Raw genomic sequence first — 22,373 nt, 5'->3', positions numbered from 1 at the left:
AGGGATAAGACATGGATGCACAATCGCTGTTCGCGATTAGGCAAATTATCCGGAAGTGGCACAGGTATATGAACTGCAAAACGTTCGGAACGAAATATGTGCTGCTGGAGCTGATCGAGGAGCAGGGAACGATCTTCGTAGCTGATCTGGCCAATCGTCTATCTCTGTCCCAAGCATCGGTTGAAGAAGCGCTTCATGGGCTGATCATTAGCGGATTGATTCAGCGGGTTCCAGACAGTGAGATTGCGGTAAAGCTCACGATGACCGGGACCAAATTGGCATCCTCCGCGCGGGATGAGAGACAGAAATGGGCGCAACGTTATTTTACCAACGAATCCGTGCAGGAATTTCAGCTGCTGTATGAATTGCTTCATCACGTGATATGCGAATTGGACTCAGATAACGCGGTGCAACGGCGTAAGCATTATCCCGCAGCTCGTGTGGATCGAGCATAAGCCATCCAAAATGATGCCCCAAAAGAAAAGGCAGCAGGCCTTTTTCTTTTGGGGCATCGTGTTTGCTTGGCGCAGCTTTCTAAGCTGGACTAGCTATCATCCGATATACTCGATGATATTCATCAGGTCTGAATTAATTGGCAGCACCCTATGCACTGCTGTTCCGCAGCAGGCGGGGCAGCATATCAAGCAGCCTCTCTCTTGTCAAGGCATCGCCCGAGTTCCATTTCGCCGCATTCAACACATACGCGTGACCGTTCCGGACTGCAGGCAGGCCGTGCCAGAGGGAACTGTCCATCATATTCTTCGCCGCCTGCCTGGATGCTGGATCGTCGGAGAGCAGCATGAAAATCCGGTCTCCGGCATACGCAGACAACCGTTCAGGTGAAATTTCCATAAACCCATGACTCGCATCCAATATTTTCTGGATTTTGTCTCCTGGCTTGAAGCCGAGAGGATGATATAGTGCCGAAGATAGTCCGGCGGTTCCCATGACAAACAAGCGATGGCCATGCTCGTATATAAAGACCGTTGCCGTCTCACCCGGATAAATGTCGGCCCGCAGCTGTTGCCACATGGCACTTGCTTGGGCATTGTACATGTCCAACCATTGCTTGGCCTCGCGTTGTCTGCCAAGCAAATTGCCGAGCGTAAGCAGGCGTTGGTCGAGCGGCGCGAATGAATCGAACGTGACGGTAGGCGCAATTCGAGCGATTTTGTCGTATTTCATTTCGTCCGTGTCCGCAACGATTATTAAATCGGGTTCAAGCGTAAATGACTTTTCTGAATCGATGGGGAAGCCGACATCTTGCACATTGTGCACTTGGTCTTCATACACCGTGCCATGCATCCAGGTAAACGCTCCCCCGATCGCTTCCACGCCAAGTGCGAGCAGGTCACCGAACGTTTCGCCATGATAAATGACGCGCTTGGGCAGGGCAGGGATCTCCACCTCGTGGCCTGTCCAGTCTGTGACTCGGGTTCTGCCGCGCATGAACCGGGCGTATTGCTTGGGCGTAATGCCCGTCGTCTGCCGGAAACGGCGGTTGAAATAATATTCATCTGTAAAACCGACCCGATGAGCGATCTCCCGCAAGGGCTCGTTCGAGCTGAGCAGCAATTCTTTGGAGCGCTTAATGCGTAATTCCGTTAAATAGTCGAGTGGTTTTTTACCCGTCAATTCTTGAAAGATCGGAGTGAAGCGCCAATAAGGTACATTGGCTAGCTGGGCAAGCTGCTTGACGGTGATGTTCTTCATGAAATTGTTCTGCATGTATTGGATGGTGCTCTCCACCGATTGCGTCGGATTGAACAAATGCTCCGAATGCAGGTTATGTTCGAACACAAACCCCATCAACTCCTGAAAACGCATATGCTGCTTATACCATTCGAGCTCGCATCTGCCATGCTTCTCACTATATAGCTCCTCTATAAGATGCATCAGGCGGGAGAAGGGGTATGCAGTTATTTCACGCCGACCGGGCAAAAGGTCTTCCATATATGTCTTATGCTTCTGCTTCCCGACTTGGATGACGGTGAACTTCACTTGATAGTAGCTGAGCGTGCTGTCGCATCCGCTTTCGATCTGCAGGGATGCCCCGGGCGGAACGAGATAGCTTTTTTCGGGTGAAAAGCGGAAATGATTGTTGTCTATATGTAAACAGCCGGTACCATTGGTGAACACCAAAATCGTATGATGCTCAGTCGTTATGCTTTCGGATTTACCCGCACTAGGACGGATGATGAATTGGATGTCCGCCAAATGAAACAGCAAGGAGCGGAGCGGGGCGGATGCCGGTTGACGGTTAGCGATCTTAGATCATCTCCTTTCAATGGTGAGAATCATTATCAATTAATGATATTGTATTAAAATCAAAGAAGCTTTTCAACTAAAGTTGAAAGCTTCTTGAAAGTTCTATTCCGTGGGCGGGAAGCAAGCCCTACTTCTTCAGCATCTTCGGCAGATCCTCCAGCAGCCGCTCCCTTGTGGTCGCGTCGCTGCTCGATTTGAGAATGTCAATGGAGTAGACGTGCCCTTGCTTCACAGCAGGGAGATCAAGCCAGATCTTGTTCTTCATCAATTCTTCGGTCGAGCGTTGGGGCTCTTCCTCCACGGGATTCAAAATAAAGATGCGGTCTCCGGCAAATTCCGGTAACAGCTCCATGGAGATTTGCTTGAATCCTGTATTGGTGTCCAGCAGTTCCTGAATGGTGGCTGCAGGCTTGAAGCCGTTCGGATGATACAGCACCTGTGACAGTCCCGTAGCTGCCATCACGAACAACCGGTCACCGGGATAATAAGTAAGAACGGTAGCTGTTTCACCCGGCATTACCCCGGCAGCTTGGAGTTCTTTCCACATCGATTCGGCTTTGGCGTTATAATTGGCGAGCCATTGTTCCGCTTCCTGTTTTTTGCCAAGTATATCTCCCAGCCTAGACAATCGTGTCTCTAATGGATCGAACGTGTTGAACATTAACGTAGGAGCGATTTTGGAGAGCTGTTCGTACTCCTTCTCATCCACATTTCCCATAATAATCAAGTCAGGATGCACCTCTAATGTTTTTTCCAGATTGATCGGAAAGCCGAGATCTTCGACATTTTTCATCTGATCTTCATATACATGGCCTTTAATCCAATTCGCAGCTCCGCCTACGGCAGTGACGCCAAGCGGCAGTAAATCGCCGATCGTTTCTCCCCAAAAGATAACCTGCTGCGGCGAAACGGGAATGTCCACTTCATGACCTTTATAGTCTGTATATTTGCGTGTGTCTAACGCGGATTGCTTGTCACCATCCGCCGCTTGTTGCGAAGCAGGGGAAGTGCCGTTCGAAGCGGCTTGTTCGCTTTTTGCCTCCGACTTGCTGCTTGGTTCAGTTGAGGTGCTGCCGCACGCTGCTAATAATGCCCCCATTAATGCGACCGTGCATAGAGCAATGATGGCTTTTCTGGCCTGTTTCATGAGTTCCGTCCTCCATTAGCGATATACATTTAATAGATAATGATTCTCATTATCGACAAAACTATAATATATGATTGTTGAAGGTTACTCAATGGACAAATTCAACGCCTTTATTTTGATTTGTGCAAAAAGAAAGCCGAAGAACATGCAACTGAATCTATGAAAATAGGGGTGGTCCCATCTACAATTGATTTTAAAAACAATTAGCATCCTGCATTAATATTATCTTAGAGAAATAGAAGGGATGATAGAGTGAAATCAGCGATTTTGTTGTACCCGGATTTCAGCGAATACGAAATCAGCATTACGCTTTCTGTGTTGATGCAATCCAACAAGGAAAAGCACTTCATCGGTTTGAATGATACAGTCGTGATGGGGGAATCCGGTTTACGCTGTGTTCCAGACGCTATTATTGCGGACTTCGATACGAATCAATATGATAGTCTCATCATCCCCGGGTGCATGGACTTTCGGCATATGACAGAGGCGGAGGAACTGTTTGTAATGATACGTCGCTTTTACGATCAGGGTCATCTCATAGCTGCGATATCTAGCGCCCTGTATCTATTGGCGAGGTCAGGAATATTAACGGGAAAGAATTATACGGTTGGATTGACGCGGGAACAAAGAGAGTTTCTTGGCGTATTTGACGAGACTCATTATGAGGACAAGAAGGTCGTGCAAGCTGGCAATATAATCCCCGTCCTTCTGTCAACTTCCTCAATGTTCATTTCAACTGCTTTATCACTACCAGCATCACTTTCACCAAGCCGAGTATAAGCAAATTTACATATGCAACGATTTGCGCCAGACAAACATTCTGCCGATATCCTGAAATCCGGCATCTATATAGTGTCCCTTTTGCTGCCGTTCAAGTGTTATACAATAGTTAGAAAGGAGGGGCAAATCAATGGACTCCGTCGAAGAGTGGGTTATGAAGGTGAAAGCGGGCGAAATCGATGAATATGTGCATATCGTTAAGACATATCAGGAGCCGATATACCGATATTGCAGCCGCTTGCTCGGAAGCAAGCATGAGGCAGAAGATGCAGTTCAGGACATTCTGGTAAAGGCATACGAAAAAATAGAACTTTATAAACCAACCGTGAATTTTTCCTCTTGGCTGTACAAAATCGCGTATCACCATTGTCTAAACCTAATTCGCAAACGCGGCAATCAACATAAATTCAAGTGGTGGTTCAAGCAGGATACAATTGCAGAGAGCGCCGAACAGACATTGACGAACACGCTGTTCGGAGAACCGCTGGCTTCGGCTTTGGCGAGCTTGTCCGCAGAAGAGCGCAGTTTGCTTGTTCTGAGGGTGTTTGAGGAGAAATCATTTGCTGAAATTGGAGAGATTTTGGGAAAAGGCGCGGAAGCGGCAAAGAAGAAATACGGCCGGGTCAAGCTGAAATTGAAGAAGCTGATGGAAGACAGGGAGGTGAACGAGACATGCGTAAATCCAGACAAACTCTTGAAGATGTGAAGATAAAAGATTATCTAATTGACGATGGACAAGAGAGTAGCGATGTAAGCCAACGTGTCATGGAACGGATACATGCCCTTCATGAGCTGCGTAATGGAAAAAGACCGGTTCGATATCGGAAAAAGGCAGTCGTCGTCATCATCTGTATTATTATCGCGCTTACTTCAATTACAGGATATGCAGCTTCCCGGTATGTTCAAATTATGAATCAAAAAGGCGAGATTATCGTGGAAACGAAGGAAATTAGGGAGGATCCGTATGCGCCGCACACAAAGAAATGGAGAGAACTGCTTTCCGCGTATACGGAACGCGTGCAGGAACAGCTAAAGCCGGGGGAACTGGTCGCATATTACGTCCATGACAAAACGATTAATGCCTACGATACTGCGAATAAGGTAAAGACCGAATTCAAACCGATTGTGCATGCCAGCTATGCGGCATTCGCGAATCAGCTTGAGAAAATGTCAGGTCCGCAGTTTATGGAACCGAAATACTTGCCAGAAGGGTTCGCATTTGAGTCAGGCAACGTATTTCCTAGCGCAACGGAAGGGGAGGCGAGCTGGGCTCATCTTAAAAAGCTGGAGCCTGAATTTATACGTGAAGCTGAAACCACGGCCAGCGGGGCCAAATTATTTATCAAGCCGTTAATATGGAATAAAGCGGGCAGCGCGACTGTGCGCTATACGAATGGAACGGATACGCTTATCATGAATGCGTACGAGCGGAAAAACTCAAACTCCCCGGTAAAGACGATGCATCCCAATGGCGTCACAGCGGAGAAGCTGACGGTAAGCGGCCAGGACATGATTTATATGGAGCCGTCAGCGGATGCTGCGGGAAGTGTCCGGTACAAGCACAAACTAGAATGGCTCGACGTGCAGGCAGAGGTGTATTATTCGATATTTGACAATTCAGAGAGTGAACTGTCCAAATCTGAATTCATTCGTATAGTGAAGAGCATGATTGCGAAGTAATCACAACTCATTTACGAAGCGGGATCTGCTCGAATTGGCAGAGAACCTGATGCAGCACATATGGAACTGCGCTCCAATTCATCCGAATCCGCGCCATAAAGATGGCAGAATAGTTGAATATGTGGAACATAAGTGCCAACAAGTTGTTTCATTTAGCACAGACCCCGGATCGAAATCGATCCGGGGTTTCTTCGTTTTGCCAAGAAGCTCAAGAGTGTCCCTTTTACGCAGGTTGAGGTGTTATACATAGCGGGATGAGATTTTAGATTAAGAACTGGCCCATATGGCCGAAAGGAGCACTAAATTATGAATAAAATGGCGAAAATGACGATTGGCAGTGCGGTCTTCACACTGGTGTTCAGCTACATGACAGGTTATGCAGGTGCAGCAGGTGAACAGAGCAAACACGCATATAGCGCAACTTTTCATGCGGCAAAGTCCAAAACATCGAATCCTGCAGCCAAGAAAAGCGCCGCGCAGCAGAAAAAAGAAGCGTTGGCCATCTTCCACGCCGAGGGGAAGAAACCGGGCGACCTGTTCGTCCTGTATGATGGATCCGATGGTACGCTATCCTTTAATTACCTTTCACTGAAGAGTTCAAAACTTGATGATTACGCGCAACAATCGGCTAAGTATAAAGCACCTGTGCTTCAGCAGCCGGAAGCATTGCCGGAGGGATATGAATACCATTCGAGTGAAATTACGCCTCCATTTCCGCAATTTCTTAGCGAACCGTATCAGAAGATGTTAAAGGAATTGAAGGCGGAAGCGAAAGGGAAAATGTATTATGCTAAAAAATTGAAATGGAGCGAGGCTGGCGAGTCACAACTAATCTTTTTCAAAGACTCGGACATTATCCGAATCAGCGCCAAAAAATTGCAACCGATAGCAATCGAATCGACGCGAGTAGCAGGAAAAGGAGAGACGATTGAAAAGTTGAGCGTGAAGGGGATTGACGCCATGTATATTACCGGTTCCGATGTGCTCTATTCGACGATGCTCCAATGGGAAGACGCGGAAAAAAAGTTGCAATACCAAATTTCCCTCTACAAAAATAGTCCGCTGACGAAGGAAGATCTCATCGCGATAGCGGAAAGCATCATGCAGGGGTAAGCTGTCTACGATCTTACACGTTCATTCCGACACTGGCTGAGGCCAGTGTCGATCTGCCGAGAGACCCTTATGGTCATTTCACTTTTATTACCAGTGATTGATCTACTTCTTGAATTGAACTTCGACCTGATATGGCTAATTGCAGCTCAGTTTCTGCAACGAGATGTTTAATGACTTCTTGTACCCCTGTTTCCCCCGCAACAGCTAAGGCGTATGCATAGGGTCGACCGATGAGAACGGCAGTAGCACCTAGAGCGATGGCTTTGAGGATGTCGGCTCCTCTACGAATCCCACTATCCATTAAAATTGGAATTTTACCTTGTATGGACTCGCTTATCGAAGGTAGGGAATCTAAAGTAGCAACCGCACCATCGAGTTGCCGTCCCCCGTGGTTCGAAACGATGATACCATCGACGCCATGCTCTAAGGCCATTATGGCATCGTCCGGATGTGTAATTCCTTTTATAAGTAAAGGCAATCGGGTTTGTTCGCGAATAAAGTCCAGTTTTCTCCAAGTGAAGCAGGTATTATTGCCTTCTTCTAATGCCTTCAAGGCAGCTGCTTTAATGTTTTTGTCCGGCGCCTCTTTAAGGCTCGAGCAAAATACGGGATCTGAAAAATAATTCCCCATTCCGTGTCCAGTAAGAAATGGTAAGTACGCGTTACGTAAATCCGTCTCCCGCCATCCAAGAAGGGTGGAATCCACCGTTACAACAATTGCTGTAAACCCGGAAGCTTCCGCGCGTTTTATAAAACTTTTCGTAAGATCATGATCCTTTGGGGGATAGAGTTGAAACCATCGTACGCTATCTCCCATTGCCTCCGCTACCTTTTCTAAAGGCACACTCGAAACATTGCTAAGTACATAAGGGATCCCCAGTTTAGCTGAAGCCTTGGCAGGGGCCAGTTCTCCGTCGGGGTGAAGAATCGTGTTTACCCCAATCGGTGCTAATAGGATAGGAAAGGGTATTTTATTGCCAAACAGTGATATTGAAAGATCGCGTTCGGTAATATCGCAGCAAACCCTTGGCCTAATTTTGTATTTCTGAAAAGCTTCAACATTACCACGTTCTGTGTCACCCGCTCCTGCGGCTCCATGTACGTAACCAAAGGGAGCTGCGGCTAGAACCTTCTTTGCTTGATTCTCCCACTGATCAAATGATACCGGTAAGAGCTTCGCAGCTTCGTCCCCGCTTTGATATATGTTCATCTGTAAATCTTCGCTATGAATAGTCAAAATGCGTACCTCCATGGTTTTTTAAAGAGTTGCAGCTATAAGTATTAAAAAAGAGCAGCTTCGTTCTGATAACACATAGTGGAGCATTCATACTCATTTTATAAATTCCCTAAGTCATCGAGGTTTATCCAATACTCGCCATCGGGCGAATGGAGGAAGAATTCGCGCGATTGGAGCAGATGAGCCAGTTCCGCGACAAGCTCACACCGGCTGATGCCGGTGTTTTTTTGCGTGTTTATGGAACAAGGATAAAATCGCATTTGGAAATGGGAAGGCAATTTCGTATAATGTCAATATGCGTTAAGATAGGCAAGCGCACAATTTAGATTGCTACATATAATATTGACATGCGAATTCGTTCATAGGGGGTCACAATGAGCAGCTATCATTTGATTGGGATAAAGGGCAGCGGTATGAGTGCGTTGGCACAGGTGCTGCATGATCTTGGACATGTGATTCAAGGGGAAGACATTGATACGGTAATTTTCACACAAACGCCTCTGGAAGCGCGGAATATCCCGATGTACTCCTTTGGAAGCGCGCCGTTATCGACAGAGATGATTGTCATCGCTTCGAACGCGTACGGTGATGATCATCCGAGCGTAGTGCGCTGCAAAAGCTTGGGCCTTCCCATACATCGATACCACCATTTTCTCGGTGAGTGGATGAAGAGCTATACGAGCATTGCAATTACCGGATCGCACGGCAAGACGACAACGACCGGAATGATGGTTCATGCGTTGCGTTCTATCGAGGCTACATGCAGCTTGATTGGAGACGCGACAGGTAGAGGTGAAGCGGATGCGCGATTTTTCATTTTCGAAAGCTGCGAATACAAACGGCATTTTCTCGCGTATCGGCCGGAAATTGCCGTCATTACGAATATAGATTTCGATCATCCGGATTATTTTTCCGATGTGGATGATGTGCGGCATGCTTTTGAAGAGATGGCTGCCTACGTCGGCAATCAATTGGTCGTATGCGGCGATGATGTGCAAGTGCGGCTGTTGCGTACGGGGAACAAAATGCTGTATTACGGCTTCGCTGAGCATAACGAATTAAGAGCGGCTGGACTCGCCATAGTCAGCGGCGGAGTCGCATTCGATGTATACTGGCGCGATGCCAAGCTTGACCGGTTTACGATCCCGGTGTATGGCCGGCATAATGTGCTCAATGCTTTGGCGGTCATCGGTGTCAGTCTGGTGTTGGGGTTGGATCTGAATGAAATCAAACGGCAAATGGCTACGTTTACTGGCGTAAAGCGCCGCTTCACCGAGACCGAGTGGAAGAGCAATGTCGTCATCGATGACTACGCGCACCATCCGTCCGAAATACGGGCGACGCTCGAAGCGGCCCGGAGCAAGTATCCCGGCAGGAGGATTGTCAGTGTGTTCCAGCCGCATACGTTCAGCCGGCTGGAACGGCTGCTCGACGATTTTGCCCACTCCTTACGCGACGCCGACGATGTGTTTCTATGTCAAATCTTCGGCTCCGCCCGGGAACGAGCAGGCAGTGTTTCGATTGAGCATTTGCGCGAACGAATCCCGAATGCGCAGCTCATCTCGGAAAACACTGTGAACAGCTTAGGCACCTATGAAGATGCGGTGCTTGTCTTTATGGGCGCGGGAGATATCCAGAAATATCAGCAACGCTTGGTGCGGTTATAAAGAAAAGGGCGGAACCGATAGGGTTCTGCCCTTTATCTTTATTATATGATGAAAGGATTTGATTACACCGCAGCCAACCGGGCAATGCGTTCGTTGACATTTCCTTGGATCACGCCGCCGTGATAGCAGATGACTGTGTCAATCTCGAACTGCGTCAGTTTTTTTAATGAGCTTATCGCGGTGTCCATATCGAGTGAATACTGCGGATTGGGCCCATGCAATTCACCGTCGGCAATGACCATGGCGTCTCCGGCGATAAGGGTTTTGCTCGATTGATGATATAGACTGATATGTCCGGGAGTGTGCCCCGGCGTGTCGATGACGATGATTCCGCCGCAGGAGGGGAGTTCCTCACCGTCTGCCAGCGTCCTGTCAACTTGAGCCTGCGGCGGGTTGGCCAGCATGGCTTTGAAAGCGGTGCGCAGCTGTTCGGGCAGATCGGGCGGAAGCATCGCGTCAGCTTGTTCAACGGCCTCCGCTGTAAGCTTCAGCAGCCTCTTGTCACCTTGAATATACGGTCGCTCGACTTCACTGGCCAACACTTCGATCTTTCGGGGCGATTCCTTCAGTATCGAAGACAAGCTTCCGATATGATCCAAGTCTTGATGGGTTAAGATGACTGTGTCAAGCTTATCCAAGGCGACGTTGGTCTGCTCCATGGCTTCGCGAATGAGCGGCAATTGACCGGGATAGCAAGCATCTACTAAAATCGCGGTGTCCTTGTCCCACAGCAGAGTAGGGTAAATGGTGTCCTTCTTTCCCATTATGATTGCCGAAATTTCAAGCGTGGCAATTCCGTTGGCGATAATCATGCACATTCCTCCGTTATGAGTTGAAATGGGTGGTTTGCAGAGTAAGTATTCCATATCATAAACACTTTCGGAGTTTTGATCAATACCAAACATTTTATCATATCATATTTATTTTATTTTGTCAAGTGATGGTTTTGGTTGGATGTTTTCCAATGGGGCCACGGTAAATCGCCTGACTACGGCTTATGCTCCATAACGAATGAAAGTGAAATAGCTAGCACGTGTTTAACGGATTATGCGAACAATGGAAAATGCAAGGTTGGGATCGAGGTTCTCCGTGCAATGATATAAGTATTCTAGCTCTTGCTTTCACTCTCCCATTTGTTCAGAAATGTTAGTGGCGGTAGAATAGGATGATCTTTTGTGATTATAGTCAGTCATTAAGCAATCCTTTCTAATGTCATTCTTACACATTCAAATGCGATCAAACAGGAAAAAATAACTTTCTTATTCTGAAGTGAAGGGAGAGTGACGTAAAGAGCGTGATAGCCAACGTTGTACTGAAGTGAGGGGAGAATGGAGCAAAGAGAGTGAACAGAGAACGTGAACGGGATGTTCTGAGGAAGTGGGAGAGTGAAGCAAAGGGGATGAACGTTAACATGATAATGGAAAATAAAACATTTAAATAGCAGTAATAGGAATTAAAAGGCGCTAATTAATGTGGATAGTTGCCCCCGGGCGCTGATATTTGCGTCTCTAAACAGAAATTGCGTATAATAATGATTATACGCAATTATTTTCGAGTGACTTGAAGGGAAGGAGAATGCAGCATGAGCCTTACCCGGCATGATTTAACTGCGCTATATGAAGAACCTCTCGAAGCTTTCCGTTTATGGATGATAAACGCGGGGTATACCTCCTATACGAAGAAAAATTATATGGGTGATGTCAGTCATTTTCTACGGACGATAGAAGGAAAACCGGTAGAACAGGTAACGAAGCTGCAGGTGCTCGCTTTTCTGGCTCAAGTGAAGTCGTCTGGCGTAAGTGATGCGACGCGAAACCGGAAGCATTGCGCGATAACGAGCTTTTATAGAGCGTTGAATGATCTGGAGATCACTACGGTTAATCCGGCTGCCGGTGTGAAGAAGTCGAAGACGGAGACGAATCGGGCCCCGGTCTATTTGGAGCCGAATCAAGTTCAGCAGTTCCTGTCGCGAGCGGATGGCAAATACCGCAATCGCAACTTGGCTGTTCTGATGCTGATGTCCTATGCGGGACTGCGGGTCGGCGAAGTGCATCGGCTTAATATGGCGGATTACCATGCAGAGCGCCATACCATTGAAGTATTGGGAAAAGGGCGCAAGTGGCGCACGATTCCATTGCCGCTGGCCGTCTCGAATCAGCTGCAGCTAGCGCTGCAAGAGCGGTTAACGCCGTGGCGGGCTGGAGAAGATGCGTTTTTCATTTCGCAAAAAGGCCGCAGGCTGTCCATTCGCAACATTCAATATATTGCTGAACAAGCATTCGATAGTCTGCAAAGAGAGGAAGGGCGGATGCGTGCAGGAAGAGGCCGTTCGTATTCCTGTCATAAATTAAGACACTCCTTCGCGACACTGCTATTGCGAAGCGGGGCGGACATTCGCACAGTTCAGGAAATGCTCGGGCACGCGTCCATTCAGACGACTACCGTCTATACTCATGTCTCGGATAAGCAAAAAGAAGAAGCGATTCAGCGACTTCAACCGTATATCTTGGAAGAGGATGTTGATATTTTGAATAGTAATGAAACGTAATATAGTTACATAAAATATATTATGTTAACTAAATGCAATGATTTCCTATTTTATACCTGAAAATGCGGCTTGGCACGTATAACAAGCTTACCCTCATAACAGACTAGTTCTATACATGGTAAAAAGGAGGGGTTCAATGAATGCGATAAAATTGAGGTTACAAGCGCTTTTGAAACATAAGCGGCTCGTCCAAACGCTAAAAATCGCCTTTCCTATAGCCGTCATCATATTTGTATTTTTTCAAGGGAAGAAGGAATTATCCCGGTTTTCTCTCAAAGAATCGTTGCATGCGATCCGTCTCATCTCCAGCGATTATTTTACAGGACTGATCGTGCTGGGCGGAATGGCCGTCGCTACGATGTTCTTCTATGATGTCCTGCTCTTGCGCTCGATTAAGGTGCCGGTCAGTCTTGGCAAAACCTTCCGTATCTCATGGATATCAAATACGTTTAACGGGATCGTGGGATTTGGCGGAATCGCGGGCGTTGGCATACGGACGATACTGTATCGGGAATTCACTGGAGACGCCAACCGGCTGCTCATAGCGATCGCATGGATGGCCCCTTCCATGATCAGCGGGTTATCGCTGCTCGGTATTCTGGTTATATGCGGTGTCTTCCCGGCATCTGTTCTACTTGCAGCCAAAGGCTGGCTGTGGATCGTACTGATTGCTGTTGCCTTGTTTTTCCCGGCTTATTTGGCATTTTCCCGTTGGAAGGGCAGAACAAATGCGAGTGCTAAGCTTACGTTTGGCTATACGATCGTGTCCTTTATTGAATGGCTGGCTGCAGGCTCGGTTGCCTATGTCATTCTGTTTCTGCTCAAAGCCGATATAACTTATTTCGAAGTCATTGGTATTTTTACCGTCAGTGCCATCGCCGGACTGATCAGCATGGTGCCTGGCGGCTTCGGAACGTTCGACATTACATACTTAGTAGGCTTGCAGGCACTTGGTGTAGCGGATAGCACCGTGTTTACGGCGCTGCTCCTATATCGGATCGTGTATTATTTTATCCCGTTTGCAGTAGGATTAATATTTGCGGCATTTGAATTCGGCGGAGTGGCGGTCAAGAAGTTCGAGGATCATCCGACACTAGCATCTTACATTGAGTCGGGAAGCATCATCTGGTTTATCCAGCGATCGCTGTGGAACTCGCTCTCATCTTGGTCTGTCGTCATTCTCATGTTCATGACTTCGATCTTTCTGGCAACCTATACGCTGTCTGAGCCGTATTGGGATCAGTCTGCGTTCATCCTGCCCTTTTTCCACGGGGATATTTACCCCATCGTCAATGGCATCGTGCTAGGGACCAGCTTGCTGATGCTGCTGATGTTAAAGGGATTATTTGAGCGGACGATAAGGGCGTATGTCATTACATCAGTCGCTCTCGGGCTATGTACACTGCTAACGTTCCTCATTGGGACAAGCATTCGACATACGCTGTGGCTGGCCGGGATGCTGCTGTTTCTTATTTTACTGCGGCCGCAGTTTACCCGATATCGTTATCCGGTAACGAAGAGCATGATTATTTTTACGACTTTGTTTATGAGCATTCTCCTGCTATTTTATACGTTGGTAGGATTTATTCTTGCGGAATATACCGCGGAAGCGGGCGCTGCCGCATACACGTTAACTTATTCTCAATTTACAACTACTTTATTAACGGGGTTAACTGCAGCCTTCCTATTGTATACGATCGGTTACATCGTGTTTGAGCGGCATTTGCGTGAGCCACTCGGACGCAATTGGCGCACCGATGACGATCCGTTATTGAGCGGTGGGAACGCTTGGATGTATCGGGTCATTCCTAATAAACGCATATTCGCCGTGCATGGGGAACAGATCAGGTTCCCGTTCATTATCAAGGGCCGCCGTGTCATTATGCTCGGCATGCCGGTGCTGAACTGCACGCCATCGAAAGAGCATGATGCTCTGTTTGCTTTATATGAGCAAGCCGATCGATATGGCCTTGATATTGTCTTTCATCAAGTCGGAATGCATGGCATGCCGCTGCTTCACGATTATGGCAATGATTTTATCAAGATTGGCGAGACTGCGCGTTATGAGCTGACGGAGCCGAAGAATGGACCACCTCTTCACCGGTATGAGGTGCTTCATTATCCACTCGATCCTTATTTAGTGAATGAAGTCATTCATACCGTTAACCATTGGGACGGGCAGCCGCCTGGATATGGTCCGACGCTGAAGCAGCTGTTGACTGTAGGAGATGAGGCGCTGCGTCTTGTTCTCCTGCACTCGGATGTCGAGCGCTGCATCGGCTATGCTGTGTTACGGTGGAAGAGAAGCGAACAGACGATGACGATCGAAGATATACGAACGAAATATGCATTCGATCATCCGGAACAAGAGCATGTGCTGAAGCAGCTGCAAGACATTCTTGTCTGGTTAGGACAGCATCATCACTGCAATAAGCTTGTTTCCAGCCTTATTCCATTGTCTCACGTGGAAACGTACCGGGCTCCGTATCTCTGGTCAGAGCGCACGGCGATCGCCATGTTCCGTCAAATGCGCGACCTGTATCCGCTGAGCAATCAGCGCCGGTTGTGGGAGAAGCTGTTCGATGTATCGTGGGAGCCGCAATATATTGCCTTTCGCAAGCAGCGTCATATGAATTGGACCGTATGGCGCGTAACTCGGACGATGAGCCGGATTCGCTGGTGGAGAGAGAAAGATCACAGTAATTCGTTAAAAATCGTGAAAATGAATGAAAATAGATGAAAAGGGTTGGGGACGGTTCCCGGCCCTTTTTCACGTAAAAAACCGCTTACAACACGGGTTTCCTCCCGTAATCTCCTGTGGGACACGATATCTTCTTCTGATACAATAAGGGTGGTCTTAGGAACGGTGTTCATCCAAGTCAATACATCAGAAGGTGGTTCCTTATGCTTGGTTTTGCAATCTTGCTTAGTTTTAACATTTTGGGGGTATGGCTGCACAATTTGCTGCATCTGCCGTTACCGGGCAACGTGCTCGGTCTCGTCTTATTTCTTATCGCGCTCGGCATGAAATGGATAAAGTTAGAGTGGGTTGAGCATTCGGCTCAATTTTTGCTTGATCATATGCTATTGTTCTTCATCCCTTACGTGGTTGGGATTGTTGCTTTCATGCCTGTTCTGGAAGCGCATTGGGTCAGCATTTCTGCCGGAATCGTAGGGAGCACGCTCATCGTGCTGTGGGTTACCGGATTTGTAGCGTCTAAGCTGCAGAAGTTCACAGTCGAAGAGCAAGCCCCGAAGAGAAAGGAGGATGCAGCATGAATGTGCTAGCTTGGACACAGCAGCCGCTATTCGGTATTGCGGCTACGATTGTCGTATATGCTGTGTCACGGATATTGCACGTCCGCTTCAAATGGATGCATCCCATCCTGTTTTGCTCCATCGTGTTGATTGGATTTTTGACAATCGCCAACGTTCCATTGGATCATTACAAGGTAGGGGCGGACATATTGTCGCTCGTGCTCGGGCCTGCGACTATCGCATTGGGCGTGCCGATTTATAAATATCGTCATCTAGTAAAGAAGCAGTTCAAAGCAATCTGCTTGTCCATTACGTGCGGTTCTCTCGTCGGCATCGTCAGTGTCGCCGCGATTATGCTAAGTCTGGACGGAGCGCGTGAGGTCGTGCTCAGCATGCTGCCGAAGTCGGTCAGCTCGCCTATCGCCGTCGAAATATCGAAGTCGCTCGGGGCCATGCCAGAATTGTCTGCTGTCTTTACCGTATTCACCGGGGTCGTCGGGAGTTTGTTCGGAACCGCATTTTTGCGGATGACGGGGATTCGCGATGAGGTGTCGCTCGGCATTGCGCTGGGAACGGCGGCGCATGGCTTCGGCACGGCGAAGAGCTTGGCTGATTCCGAGAAGCAGGGGACATTCAGCGGCTTGGCAATGGGTCTCGCAGGACTGATTACGTCCATATTGTTTACGCCCATTTATATGTTTTTCATGTAGTGAAGGCAGGGAATCCTGTCTTTTTTGCATTGGAAAAAAAACGAAACTTATTGCGCTTTACATACGTTTTACTCTATGAAAGGGGTTGAAACTGTGAAAGCAACGTTATGGGCATGGGGAATTCTGTTAGGCTTGAGTCTACCTTCTATAGCCGGTGCGGCAGGCGCATATACTGCTGAGGAAGCCTATAAAGATCCTCGTAGCGGAGCGATCTATTATAATCTTACACGCGATGGGAACGACAAATATGACAGGCGTGTCATTGTCCGCACACCAGATGGCGAATGGAAGAAATGGGATGAAAGAATCAAGTCGATGCAAACCGATCCGAACTGGAAACAATTGCGCTTGGACACGACCTATCTTGACAGCTATGACATGGCGATGCAGTATTCGTATGATCCATTGGACCGGGAGGTCGTAAAGGGCAGAGTGTTCGAACTGTCTCCGAACGGTAAATGGGGATTGAATGAACGCGCATATTATACGAAAGATGAACAAGGCAGCAGCCACAAAAATTATGGCTATCTCCTGAAAAACAATCAGACTGGCGAGACGAAAGAATGGCTGCGGACGTCATATATGACTGGCGCAACTTGGGTATATGACAATCGAATCGTGTACAGTTACATGAATGACAAGGCTAAACAGGAAGAAATTATCGCATACAATCCGGAAACGGATAAAACGGAGCGGATTGCATTAGGGAACTTTCGCAGCAGCAATCCTGATAAGGGCTATATTATTTATACGCTGAATAAACCGGATCGTCCGCTTTATTTGTATGACATAAAAACGAAGAAGTCGCAGCCGCTCAAGAGCTGGGAAGAGGCAGAAACATTTTTGCCTAAGAATGAACAGCTGCGGGACGCAACGTCCGATCTGCCGCAGGATTTTGACTTGGATGCCATTCCGGAAGAATCCATTCCTGTCAAGCTGCGCACGGATTATGTCATTCAACTGGACGATCGGGAAGTACGGTTGCCGCTGGTGTTCTCTGTGCAAGGAAAGCAGCTCATACCCGTCAAGCAGCTGGTGGATGAACTGGGCTGGAAGCTGACGAAGCTGCAGTCGAAGGAGCTGGAGTTCCGCTACACGCTTGCCAACGGGAGCAGCAGCATCGAGATGAACCCAAGCAACACACGGCTTGATGGCGGTACGCTCTACATGACGGCTGAGCAAATCAAGCAGCTTGGCTACAAAGAGGTAAGCATTGTCCATCAGCCCGAATGATGAATTCAGATAACAAAAAGTTGGAAAGCACTCCGCTATGAGGAGTGCTTTTTGATATTTTTGTAACAAGCAACCATACATCCGGGACTAGAGTCATGGTACAATGGATTGGAAAATGCTGCCGAACGGTGGCGAAATAGATAACTTTTTGGAGGGGTAAACTTGAAGAAGAGACAGAGCATTTGGAAGTGGATGCTTGTCGCGGCACTGCTGCTGTCGTGTATCGGCAATGCCGGACAGGCTGTCGCAGACAAAGCAGCGGGAAGCACGATTACTATGCACCAGTTCAGTGTGCTGGAGTGGAATGGGAAACGGACGTACGTCGGTAGAGATTTATACCTGCTTGATGACAACGTGATGTATTTGTCTCCCAAGGCATTCAGTGAAGTGTTCGGGATGAAATACAACTATGACAAAGGCAAGAAGCTGTTGACTTTGACAGACGACCAGCATGCATATGAACTAACGGTCGGTTTGAAGCAAGCGAAGGCAGATGGAGAAGCGATGACGATGAAGCATGCGCTGGAATCGATTGATGGCAAAATCGGTGTTCCGCTAAGCTTTGGCGCCTCCATCCGTCAGGCGCAATTGAAGTCTGTAGACTATTTCGAAGGCATGTATACCGACCCTATTGCTGCCGAAGATTCATTGCGCGCAGCGTATGAGAAGGTGAGCGGTACGTACGACAAAGCATATTCCGCCTATGAGAAAGCCTACAATGCCTACGAAAGCGCCGTCGATCAAAATCTGTACTATGTCCAAGGCGATATTGCAGGCTTCGATCCGATCCATATGATGGGCACGAGTGAAGCGCAGAGCAGCCACGTGATGGCAGAATTGTTCAACCAGACAAACATTGTCGTACAGAATCCGGACAAATCCAAAATCTCGAACAACCGTTATTCCGGCTATCATTATTTCGTGAAGACAGGGACGGGTCACAATTTTTTGGGCGAGCCCGTAAGCATTTATTATTTCGGCGCGCCGAGCGCCTCCAGTCAGAAGAACATCAACGCGAAGAAGAGCGCGCTTGCAAAAGCGGAAGCGGCGCTGCGCACACAGAACAAGCCGCACGATACTGCCGTCAACAATTGGGTGCAGGCCGTGAAGAGCCACTACAAGAAGAAGGGCGCAAGCAATCCGAAAGTACTCGGACAGATGGCTACGCACTTGTATGTTCTCTATTTGGATACCGGTGCTTATAAATTCGATGACGAAGCTAAAGCGATTGCCAAATCTCTTGAAAAATCCAGCCAACATACATACTGGCTCGTCCGTGCCGTCTTCGATGAAGGCGACTTCCGCGAGCGGTTCGAATATTTCTATAAGCAGAACAAAGGCGAAGCAATGAGCCTAATCTATAAGCCAGAGCAGTTCAAAGCTGGCGCCGAAATGCTGTACAACATGAAGATGTATGACGATGCACTCGCAATGGCCAATGAGGCCAAGCAGGGCGGGCAGAAGGTAGACAAGCTGCTCGAGAAACTGAAGGTTCAGCTGGCTAAGGCTAGCGAGGACAAGGCGAAGCAGGATGCAGATGCAGCCTTGGCGGCTAAGGTTGCGGCTGAAATGCCCGCATATACAGCATGGGAGAGCGAGTACAAGGCGCTGCTGGCCCAATTCAAGACAGACTATACGAAGAAGTATGGCAACCTTGAAACGTTGCAGAGCTTGACCTTCGAGCAATCCGATGCGCAGGCGCAAGAGATTAAGACGAAGTACAGCGATCCGTTGGCGAAGCTGAAAAAGGATATGGGCACCTTCCAATATGTCGATATCCAAGCTGCCAAAGACAGCATCAGCAGCTTCGAACAGACGATCGGTTACGTCTCCTCGGGCGCGCCAGAGGTGAATTTGAGTTTATCCAAGCAAACGCTCCACAATGCGCTGATCAATATGGGATTGACCAGCGCCATGTAGCTGGCGCGGGCTGCGGCAGGGGAAACCTTGACCGCAGCCTTTTTTTTGACCGAGCGCGGTAACGAACATAGGAAAGCTGCCCTCGTTAGAGCATGTTCCAGTCAGCATATGTCCGAGCAGCGCATGACGCAACAATAATGCGCGTTTATTGACGGCACTGCCATTGGTCACTATTTGGTGTCCAATAATTCTGCAATGATGTCGTCTGAGAATCGTTTCTTGATTTCCTTGGCAGGGTTTCCGCCGACTACGGTGTTTGGCTGCGATAATCGCGCCATCCTCGATCGTTACGCCGGCATGATGGTTGCATCCATACCGATCCACTAGTGTTCGAAGAAAATAAAAACTTAGACTGTAGTTGTTGATTTGACGCGGAGATGGAGAACCGTCAGCTGTTGAGAAATAAGTATTAGACTGAACCCCGTAAAGACGCAGCCACAGTCTGAGACTTGTAAATAAAGTCTTAGACTGCGGCCGCTGCAATGATTAAACTATCATTCCCCGTTAACAGGAAATCCTCGATAGGAATTCGCGAGCAACATTGAGAAAAGCAAGGATTGCCGGTGAAATCCATTTTTCTCTATGCCAGGCCATCTGTGTCGCTACTCTAAGCTCTGACATCTCCCAAGGAAGGACAACGAGTTCTCCTCTTTCCAGCTCACCCGATACGGCCAATTGAGGAAGAAATGCAATTCCAATGCTGGAGATTGCGCATTGTTTTATTGCTTCAGCACTTGAAAATTCCAAATTCATATGTAATCTATCGATTCCTTCCCGAGCTAAAGCCTGATCAAAAAAGGTTCTGTACGTACAGCCTTTTTCGTTCAGAAGCAGAAGTTCTCCACGTAAATCTTCCAAATGAATTTCACTTTTTTCGTGAGGGGATGGTTCGGTGCTACGTAGAGTCTAAATGGTTCTTCCAATAAGAGCTCAATTAAAAGTCCCGATGAATAAATGGGTTGGTCAAGTATGAACACAACATCATTTCTACCGTCGTACAGACTCTGTTTCAAATCCTCGTTGGGTGTCGCTTTGAAAAGCTAGCGCTGAGTATACCCATCCACCATGATGATTAAGAAAACAAAGAGAGAGTTGACTGACTTCTTTTCGTTTGAAAATACCTCGATTACTTTAAAGTGCTTATGTCACTTTAAAGTGCGTACTTCCCATGTATGGTTAGTTGATGCAAAATAATGTTGTACAAAGAATAGTACAGAAGGAGCTGAAACACTATGAATATTGAATCTACAACAACACGCAAAGTCGCCTTGGTCGTGGGTGCAAATGGTGTTATAGGTCGCAACCTCATCGATCACCTCATCACTCTCCCTGATTGGGACGTGATCGGCGTATCGCGTCGCGGTGGAGAATCTAGCAACCGTGTTCGATATGTAGCTGCGGATCTACTCAATATAGACGAGCTTCACGAGAAGTTAAGCGATTTAACTGAGGTAACACACATTTTTTATGCTGCTTACCAAGACCGTCCAACTTGGGCTGAACTTGTTCCACCGAATCTCGCCATGTTAGTGAATATCATAGAAGTGATCGAACCAATCGCGTCGGGCTTGAAACATGTCAGTCTGATGCAGGGATACAAGGTATACGGCGCACATCTCGGCCCGTTCAAAACTCCTGCTCGTGAGACAGACGCCAACCACATGCCTCCTGAGTTCAATATTGATCAGCAAGATTTCTTAGAACAACGGCAAAAAGGTAAGGCTTGGACTTGGTCGGCACTCCGTCCTTCTGTAGTCTGCGGCTTCTCGCTTGGAAATCCGATGAACCTCGCAATGGTCATAGCGATTTACGCTTCAATTTCGAAGGAACTTGGAATACCTTTGCGGTTTCCAGGTAAGCCGGGAGCTTACAACAGCCTCTTGGAGATGACAGACGCTGGGCTTCTCGCAAAGGCAACAGTATGGGCGGCGACCGACGAGCGCTGTGCGAATCAGGCATTCAACATTACGAATGGCGATCTGTTTCGTTGGAATGAGTTATGGCCGAAGATCGCTCAATACTTTGGCATGGAAACAGCGCCCCCGTTGCAGATGTCTCTGGACGTTGTCATGGCGGACAAGGAGCAGCTTTGGAACAAAATGGTTGAGAAGCATGGGCTTGCTCGGAATTCCTATAAAGATGTATCCTCTTGGCTATTCGGCGATTTCGTGTTTGCATGGGATTACGATTTTTTTGCGGACGGAACTAAGGCTCGTCGTTTAGGCTTTCACGAATTCGTCGATACCGAAGCAATGTTCATGAACATCTTCGACGACTTCCGCAAGCGTAAAGTTATCCCATAAACTACCGTATAAAATAAGAAAGCCGACCTTGTATATTGGGTCGGTTTCTTAACTGTTATTTAGTCTGTAAGCATTGAATTAACCAGAACGGTAGCCTTTCCCTCGTGCTTTCTCTCTATATGCGAATCCCCCCAACGGCACATCAGATGTAGGAGTTCCTTTAGACTCCATCCGTAGTCTGTCAACTCATACTCAACTCTCGGTGGTACCTGATTATAGGAAATGCGTAAGATGACGCCCTCTTCTTCAAGCTCCCGAAGGTGCTGCGTTAACATCTTTTGAGTAATTGCGGGAATCAAGCTCTTAAATTCATTATTACGTTTCTTACCAAATGTCAGATGAAAGAGAATAACAGGTTTCCATTTCCCACCAATCACCTCTAAAGTTGCCTCTACTGCAGTGTTGTAAATTTTTTCAGTCTTTTTCACACAACTTGCCCCTTTTCGAATGTTTCGACACAGGTCATTAGTAACTCCTGATGAATTGGAACAATTAAATGGCCCTATTAA

18 protein-coding genes and 2 pseudogenes are annotated in these 22,373 nt (G+C 47.7%); 13 read left to right on the top strand and 7 right to left on the bottom strand.

Annotation, left to right across the window (positions count from 1 at the left end; genetic code table 11):
• Window positions 1–11 precede the first annotated feature (11 nt).
• Complete coding sequence (locus LQV63_RS10575; protein WP_233696674.1) at window positions 12–455, top strand: MarR family winged helix-turn-helix transcriptional regulator; 444 nt, start codon at window positions 12–14, stop codon at window positions 453–455.
• A gap of 148 nt (window positions 456–603) precedes the next feature.
• On the opposite strand, the gene LQV63_RS10570 is transcribed toward LQV63_RS10575, so the two are convergent.
• Both LQV63_RS10570 and LQV63_RS10565 read right to left on the bottom strand, forming a co-directional pair.
• Window positions 604–2,217 carry an ABC transporter substrate-binding protein gene (locus tag LQV63_RS10570; RefSeq protein ID WP_233696673.1) on the bottom strand — a complete coding sequence of 538 codons (1,614 nt, stop codon included), beginning with the start codon at window positions 2,215–2,217 and terminating at the stop codon, window positions 604–606.
• A gap of 178 nt (window positions 2,218–2,395) precedes the next feature.
• A complete protein-coding gene (locus tag LQV63_RS10565) occupies window positions 2,396–3,415 on the bottom strand; it encodes an ABC transporter substrate-binding protein (protein ID WP_233696672.1) in 1,020 nt (339 codons plus the stop codon).
• 252 nt (window positions 3,416–3,667) lie between these two features.
• On the opposite strand from LQV63_RS10565, the gene LQV63_RS10560 reads away from it, so the two are divergent.
• The 4 genes from LQV63_RS10560 to LQV63_RS10545 all read left to right on the top strand — a co-directional run bounded on the left by LQV63_RS10560 (window position 3,668) and on the right by LQV63_RS10545 (window position 6,988).
• Window positions 3,668–4,195: a DJ-1/PfpI family protein gene (locus LQV63_RS10560; protein ID WP_233696671.1), complete on the top strand. Its 528-nt coding sequence runs from the start codon at window positions 3,668–3,670 to the stop codon at window positions 4,193–4,195.
• 130 nt (window positions 4,196–4,325) lie between these two features.
• The gene (locus LQV63_RS10555; RefSeq protein ID WP_019423154.1) at window positions 4,326–4,901 is read left to right on the top strand and encodes an RNA polymerase sigma factor; all 576 of its coding nucleotides are present in this window, start codon (window positions 4,326–4,328) and stop codon (window positions 4,899–4,901) included.
• The gene (locus LQV63_RS10550; RefSeq protein WP_233696670.1) at window positions 4,868–5,875 is read left to right on the top strand and encodes a DUF4367 domain-containing protein; all 1,008 of its coding nucleotides are present in this window, start codon (window positions 4,868–4,870) and stop codon (window positions 5,873–5,875) included. The genes LQV63_RS10555 and LQV63_RS10550 overlap by 34 nt, the downstream gene beginning before the upstream one ends.
• Before the next feature lie 306 nt (window positions 5,876–6,181).
• Window positions 6,182–6,988, top strand: a complete 807-nt coding sequence (locus LQV63_RS10545) for a DUF4367 domain-containing protein (protein ID WP_233696669.1) — start codon at window positions 6,182–6,184, stop codon at window positions 6,986–6,988.
• A 73-nt stretch (window positions 6,989–7,061) separates the two neighbouring features.
• On the opposite strand, the gene LQV63_RS10540 is transcribed toward LQV63_RS10545, so the two are convergent.
• Window positions 7,062–8,225 (bottom strand): alpha-hydroxy-acid oxidizing protein, encoded by a 1,164-nt coding sequence (locus LQV63_RS10540; protein ID WP_233696668.1) that lies wholly within the window; start codon window positions 8,223–8,225, stop codon window positions 7,062–7,064.
• Between the two features lie 374 nt (window positions 8,226–8,599).
• On the opposite strand from LQV63_RS10540, the gene murC reads away from it, so the two are divergent.
• A complete protein-coding gene (murC, locus tag LQV63_RS10535) occupies window positions 8,600–9,892 on the top strand; it encodes a UDP-N-acetylmuramate--L-alanine ligase (protein WP_019423158.1) in 1,293 nt (430 codons plus the stop codon).
• 62 nt (window positions 9,893–9,954) lie between these two features.
• On the opposite strand, the gene LQV63_RS10530 is transcribed toward murC, so the two are convergent.
• Complete coding sequence (locus LQV63_RS10530) at window positions 9,955–10,704, bottom strand: MBL fold metallo-hydrolase (RefSeq protein ID WP_233696667.1); 750 nt, start codon at window positions 10,702–10,704, stop codon at window positions 9,955–9,957.
• Window positions 10,705–11,474: 770 nt separating this feature from the next.
• On the opposite strand from LQV63_RS10530, the gene LQV63_RS10525 reads away from it, so the two are divergent.
• From LQV63_RS10525 to LQV63_RS10500, 6 genes are all read left to right on the top strand, one after another.
• The gene (locus LQV63_RS10525; protein WP_233696666.1) at window positions 11,475–12,440 is read left to right on the top strand and encodes a tyrosine-type recombinase/integrase; all 966 of its coding nucleotides are present in this window, start codon (window positions 11,475–11,477) and stop codon (window positions 12,438–12,440) included.
• A gap of 136 nt (window positions 12,441–12,576) precedes the next feature.
• Window positions 12,577–15,180 (top strand): flippase-like domain-containing protein, encoded by a 2,604-nt coding sequence (locus LQV63_RS10520; protein ID WP_233696665.1) that lies wholly within the window; start codon window positions 12,577–12,579, stop codon window positions 15,178–15,180.
• A 164-nt stretch (window positions 15,181–15,344) separates the two neighbouring features.
• On the top strand, window positions 15,345–15,719 hold the full coding sequence (locus tag LQV63_RS10515; RefSeq protein WP_233696664.1) for a CidA/LrgA family protein: 375 nt from the start codon (window positions 15,345–15,347) through the stop codon (window positions 15,717–15,719).
• Window positions 15,716–16,408 carry an LrgB family protein gene (locus tag LQV63_RS10510; protein WP_019423163.1) on the top strand — a complete coding sequence of 231 codons (693 nt, stop codon included), beginning with the start codon at window positions 15,716–15,718 and terminating at the stop codon, window positions 16,406–16,408. Before LQV63_RS10515 ends, LQV63_RS10510 begins: the two co-directional genes overlap by 4 nt.
• A gap of 93 nt (window positions 16,409–16,501) precedes the next feature.
• Window positions 16,502–17,641, top strand: coding sequence for a hypothetical protein (locus tag LQV63_RS10505; RefSeq protein ID WP_233696663.1), 1,140 nt, complete (start codon window positions 16,502–16,504; stop codon window positions 17,639–17,641).
• 162 nt (window positions 17,642–17,803) lie between these two features.
• Window positions 17,804–19,561, top strand: a complete 1,758-nt coding sequence (locus LQV63_RS10500; protein ID WP_233696662.1) for a stalk domain-containing protein — start codon at window positions 17,804–17,806, stop codon at window positions 19,559–19,561.
• 173 nt (window positions 19,562–19,734) lie between these two features.
• On the opposite strand, the pseudogene LQV63_RS32030 reads toward LQV63_RS10500, so the two are convergent.
• A pseudogene (locus LQV63_RS32030) lies at window positions 19,735–19,884 on the bottom strand (acetyltransferase); the annotation flags it as partial.
• A 181-nt stretch (window positions 19,885–20,065) separates the two neighbouring features.
• A pseudogene (locus LQV63_RS10495) lies at window positions 20,066–20,538 on the bottom strand (substrate-binding domain-containing protein).
• 255 nt (window positions 20,539–20,793) lie between these two features.
• Here LQV63_RS10495 and LQV63_RS10490 point away from each other — a divergent pair.
• Window positions 20,794–21,864, top strand: a complete 1,071-nt coding sequence (locus LQV63_RS10490) for an SDR family oxidoreductase (RefSeq protein ID WP_019423168.1) — start codon at window positions 20,794–20,796, stop codon at window positions 21,862–21,864.
• A 59-nt stretch (window positions 21,865–21,923) separates the two neighbouring features.
• On the opposite strand, the gene LQV63_RS10485 is transcribed toward LQV63_RS10490, so the two are convergent.
• On the bottom strand, window positions 21,924–22,292 hold the full coding sequence (locus tag LQV63_RS10485) for a winged helix-turn-helix transcriptional regulator (RefSeq protein WP_019423169.1): 369 nt from the start codon (window positions 22,290–22,292) through the stop codon (window positions 21,924–21,926).
• Window positions 22,293–22,373: the final 81 nt, after the last annotated feature.

It is taken from the genome of Paenibacillus profundus, assembly GCF_021369635.1.
GTDB lineage: Bacteria > Bacillota > Bacilli > Paenibacillales > Paenibacillaceae > Paenibacillus_B > Paenibacillus_B profundus.
Note: the sequence above shows the minus strand (reverse complement) of the source record. Positions and strands in the feature narration are given on the sequence as shown.

What these genes read in the sequence shown, in the direction of transcription:
- LQV63_RS10545 (WP_233696669.1), top strand. Translation starts at nt 6,182, where the DNA reads ATGAATAAAATGGCGAAAATGACGATTGGCAGTGCGGTCTTCACACTG.
- LQV63_RS10525 (WP_233696666.1), top strand. Translation starts at nt 11,475, where the DNA reads ATGAGCCTTACCCGGCATGATTTAACTGCGCTATATGAAGAACCTCTC.
- LQV63_RS10555 (WP_019423154.1), top strand. Translation starts at nt 4,326, where the DNA reads ATGGACTCCGTCGAAGAGTGGGTTATGAAGGTGAAAGCGGGCGAAATC.
- LQV63_RS10550 (WP_233696670.1), top strand. Translation starts at nt 4,868, where the DNA reads ATGCGTAAATCCAGACAAACTCTTGAAGATGTGAAGATAAAAGATTAT.
- LQV63_RS10565 (WP_233696672.1), bottom strand. Translation starts at nt 3,415, where the DNA reads ATGAAACAGGCCAGAAAAGCCATCATTGCTCTATGCACGGTCGCATTA.
- LQV63_RS10510 (WP_019423163.1), top strand. Translation starts at nt 15,716, where the DNA reads ATGAATGTGCTAGCTTGGACACAGCAGCCGCTATTCGGTATTGCGGCT.
- murC (WP_019423158.1), top strand. Translation starts at nt 8,600, where the DNA reads ATGAGCAGCTATCATTTGATTGGGATAAAGGGCAGCGGTATGAGTGCG.
- LQV63_RS10490 (WP_019423168.1), top strand. Translation starts at nt 20,794, where the DNA reads ATGAATATTGAATCTACAACAACACGCAAAGTCGCCTTGGTCGTGGGT.
- LQV63_RS10575 (WP_233696674.1), top strand. Translation starts at nt 12, where the DNA reads ATGGATGCACAATCGCTGTTCGCGATTAGGCAAATTATCCGGAAGTGG.
- LQV63_RS10530 (WP_233696667.1), bottom strand. Translation starts at nt 10,704, where the DNA reads ATGATTATCGCCAACGGAATTGCCACGCTTGAAATTTCGGCAATCATA.
- LQV63_RS10520 (WP_233696665.1), top strand. Translation starts at nt 12,577, where the DNA reads ATGAATGCGATAAAATTGAGGTTACAAGCGCTTTTGAAACATAAGCGG.
- LQV63_RS10515 (WP_233696664.1), top strand. Translation starts at nt 15,345, where the DNA reads ATGCTTGGTTTTGCAATCTTGCTTAGTTTTAACATTTTGGGGGTATGG.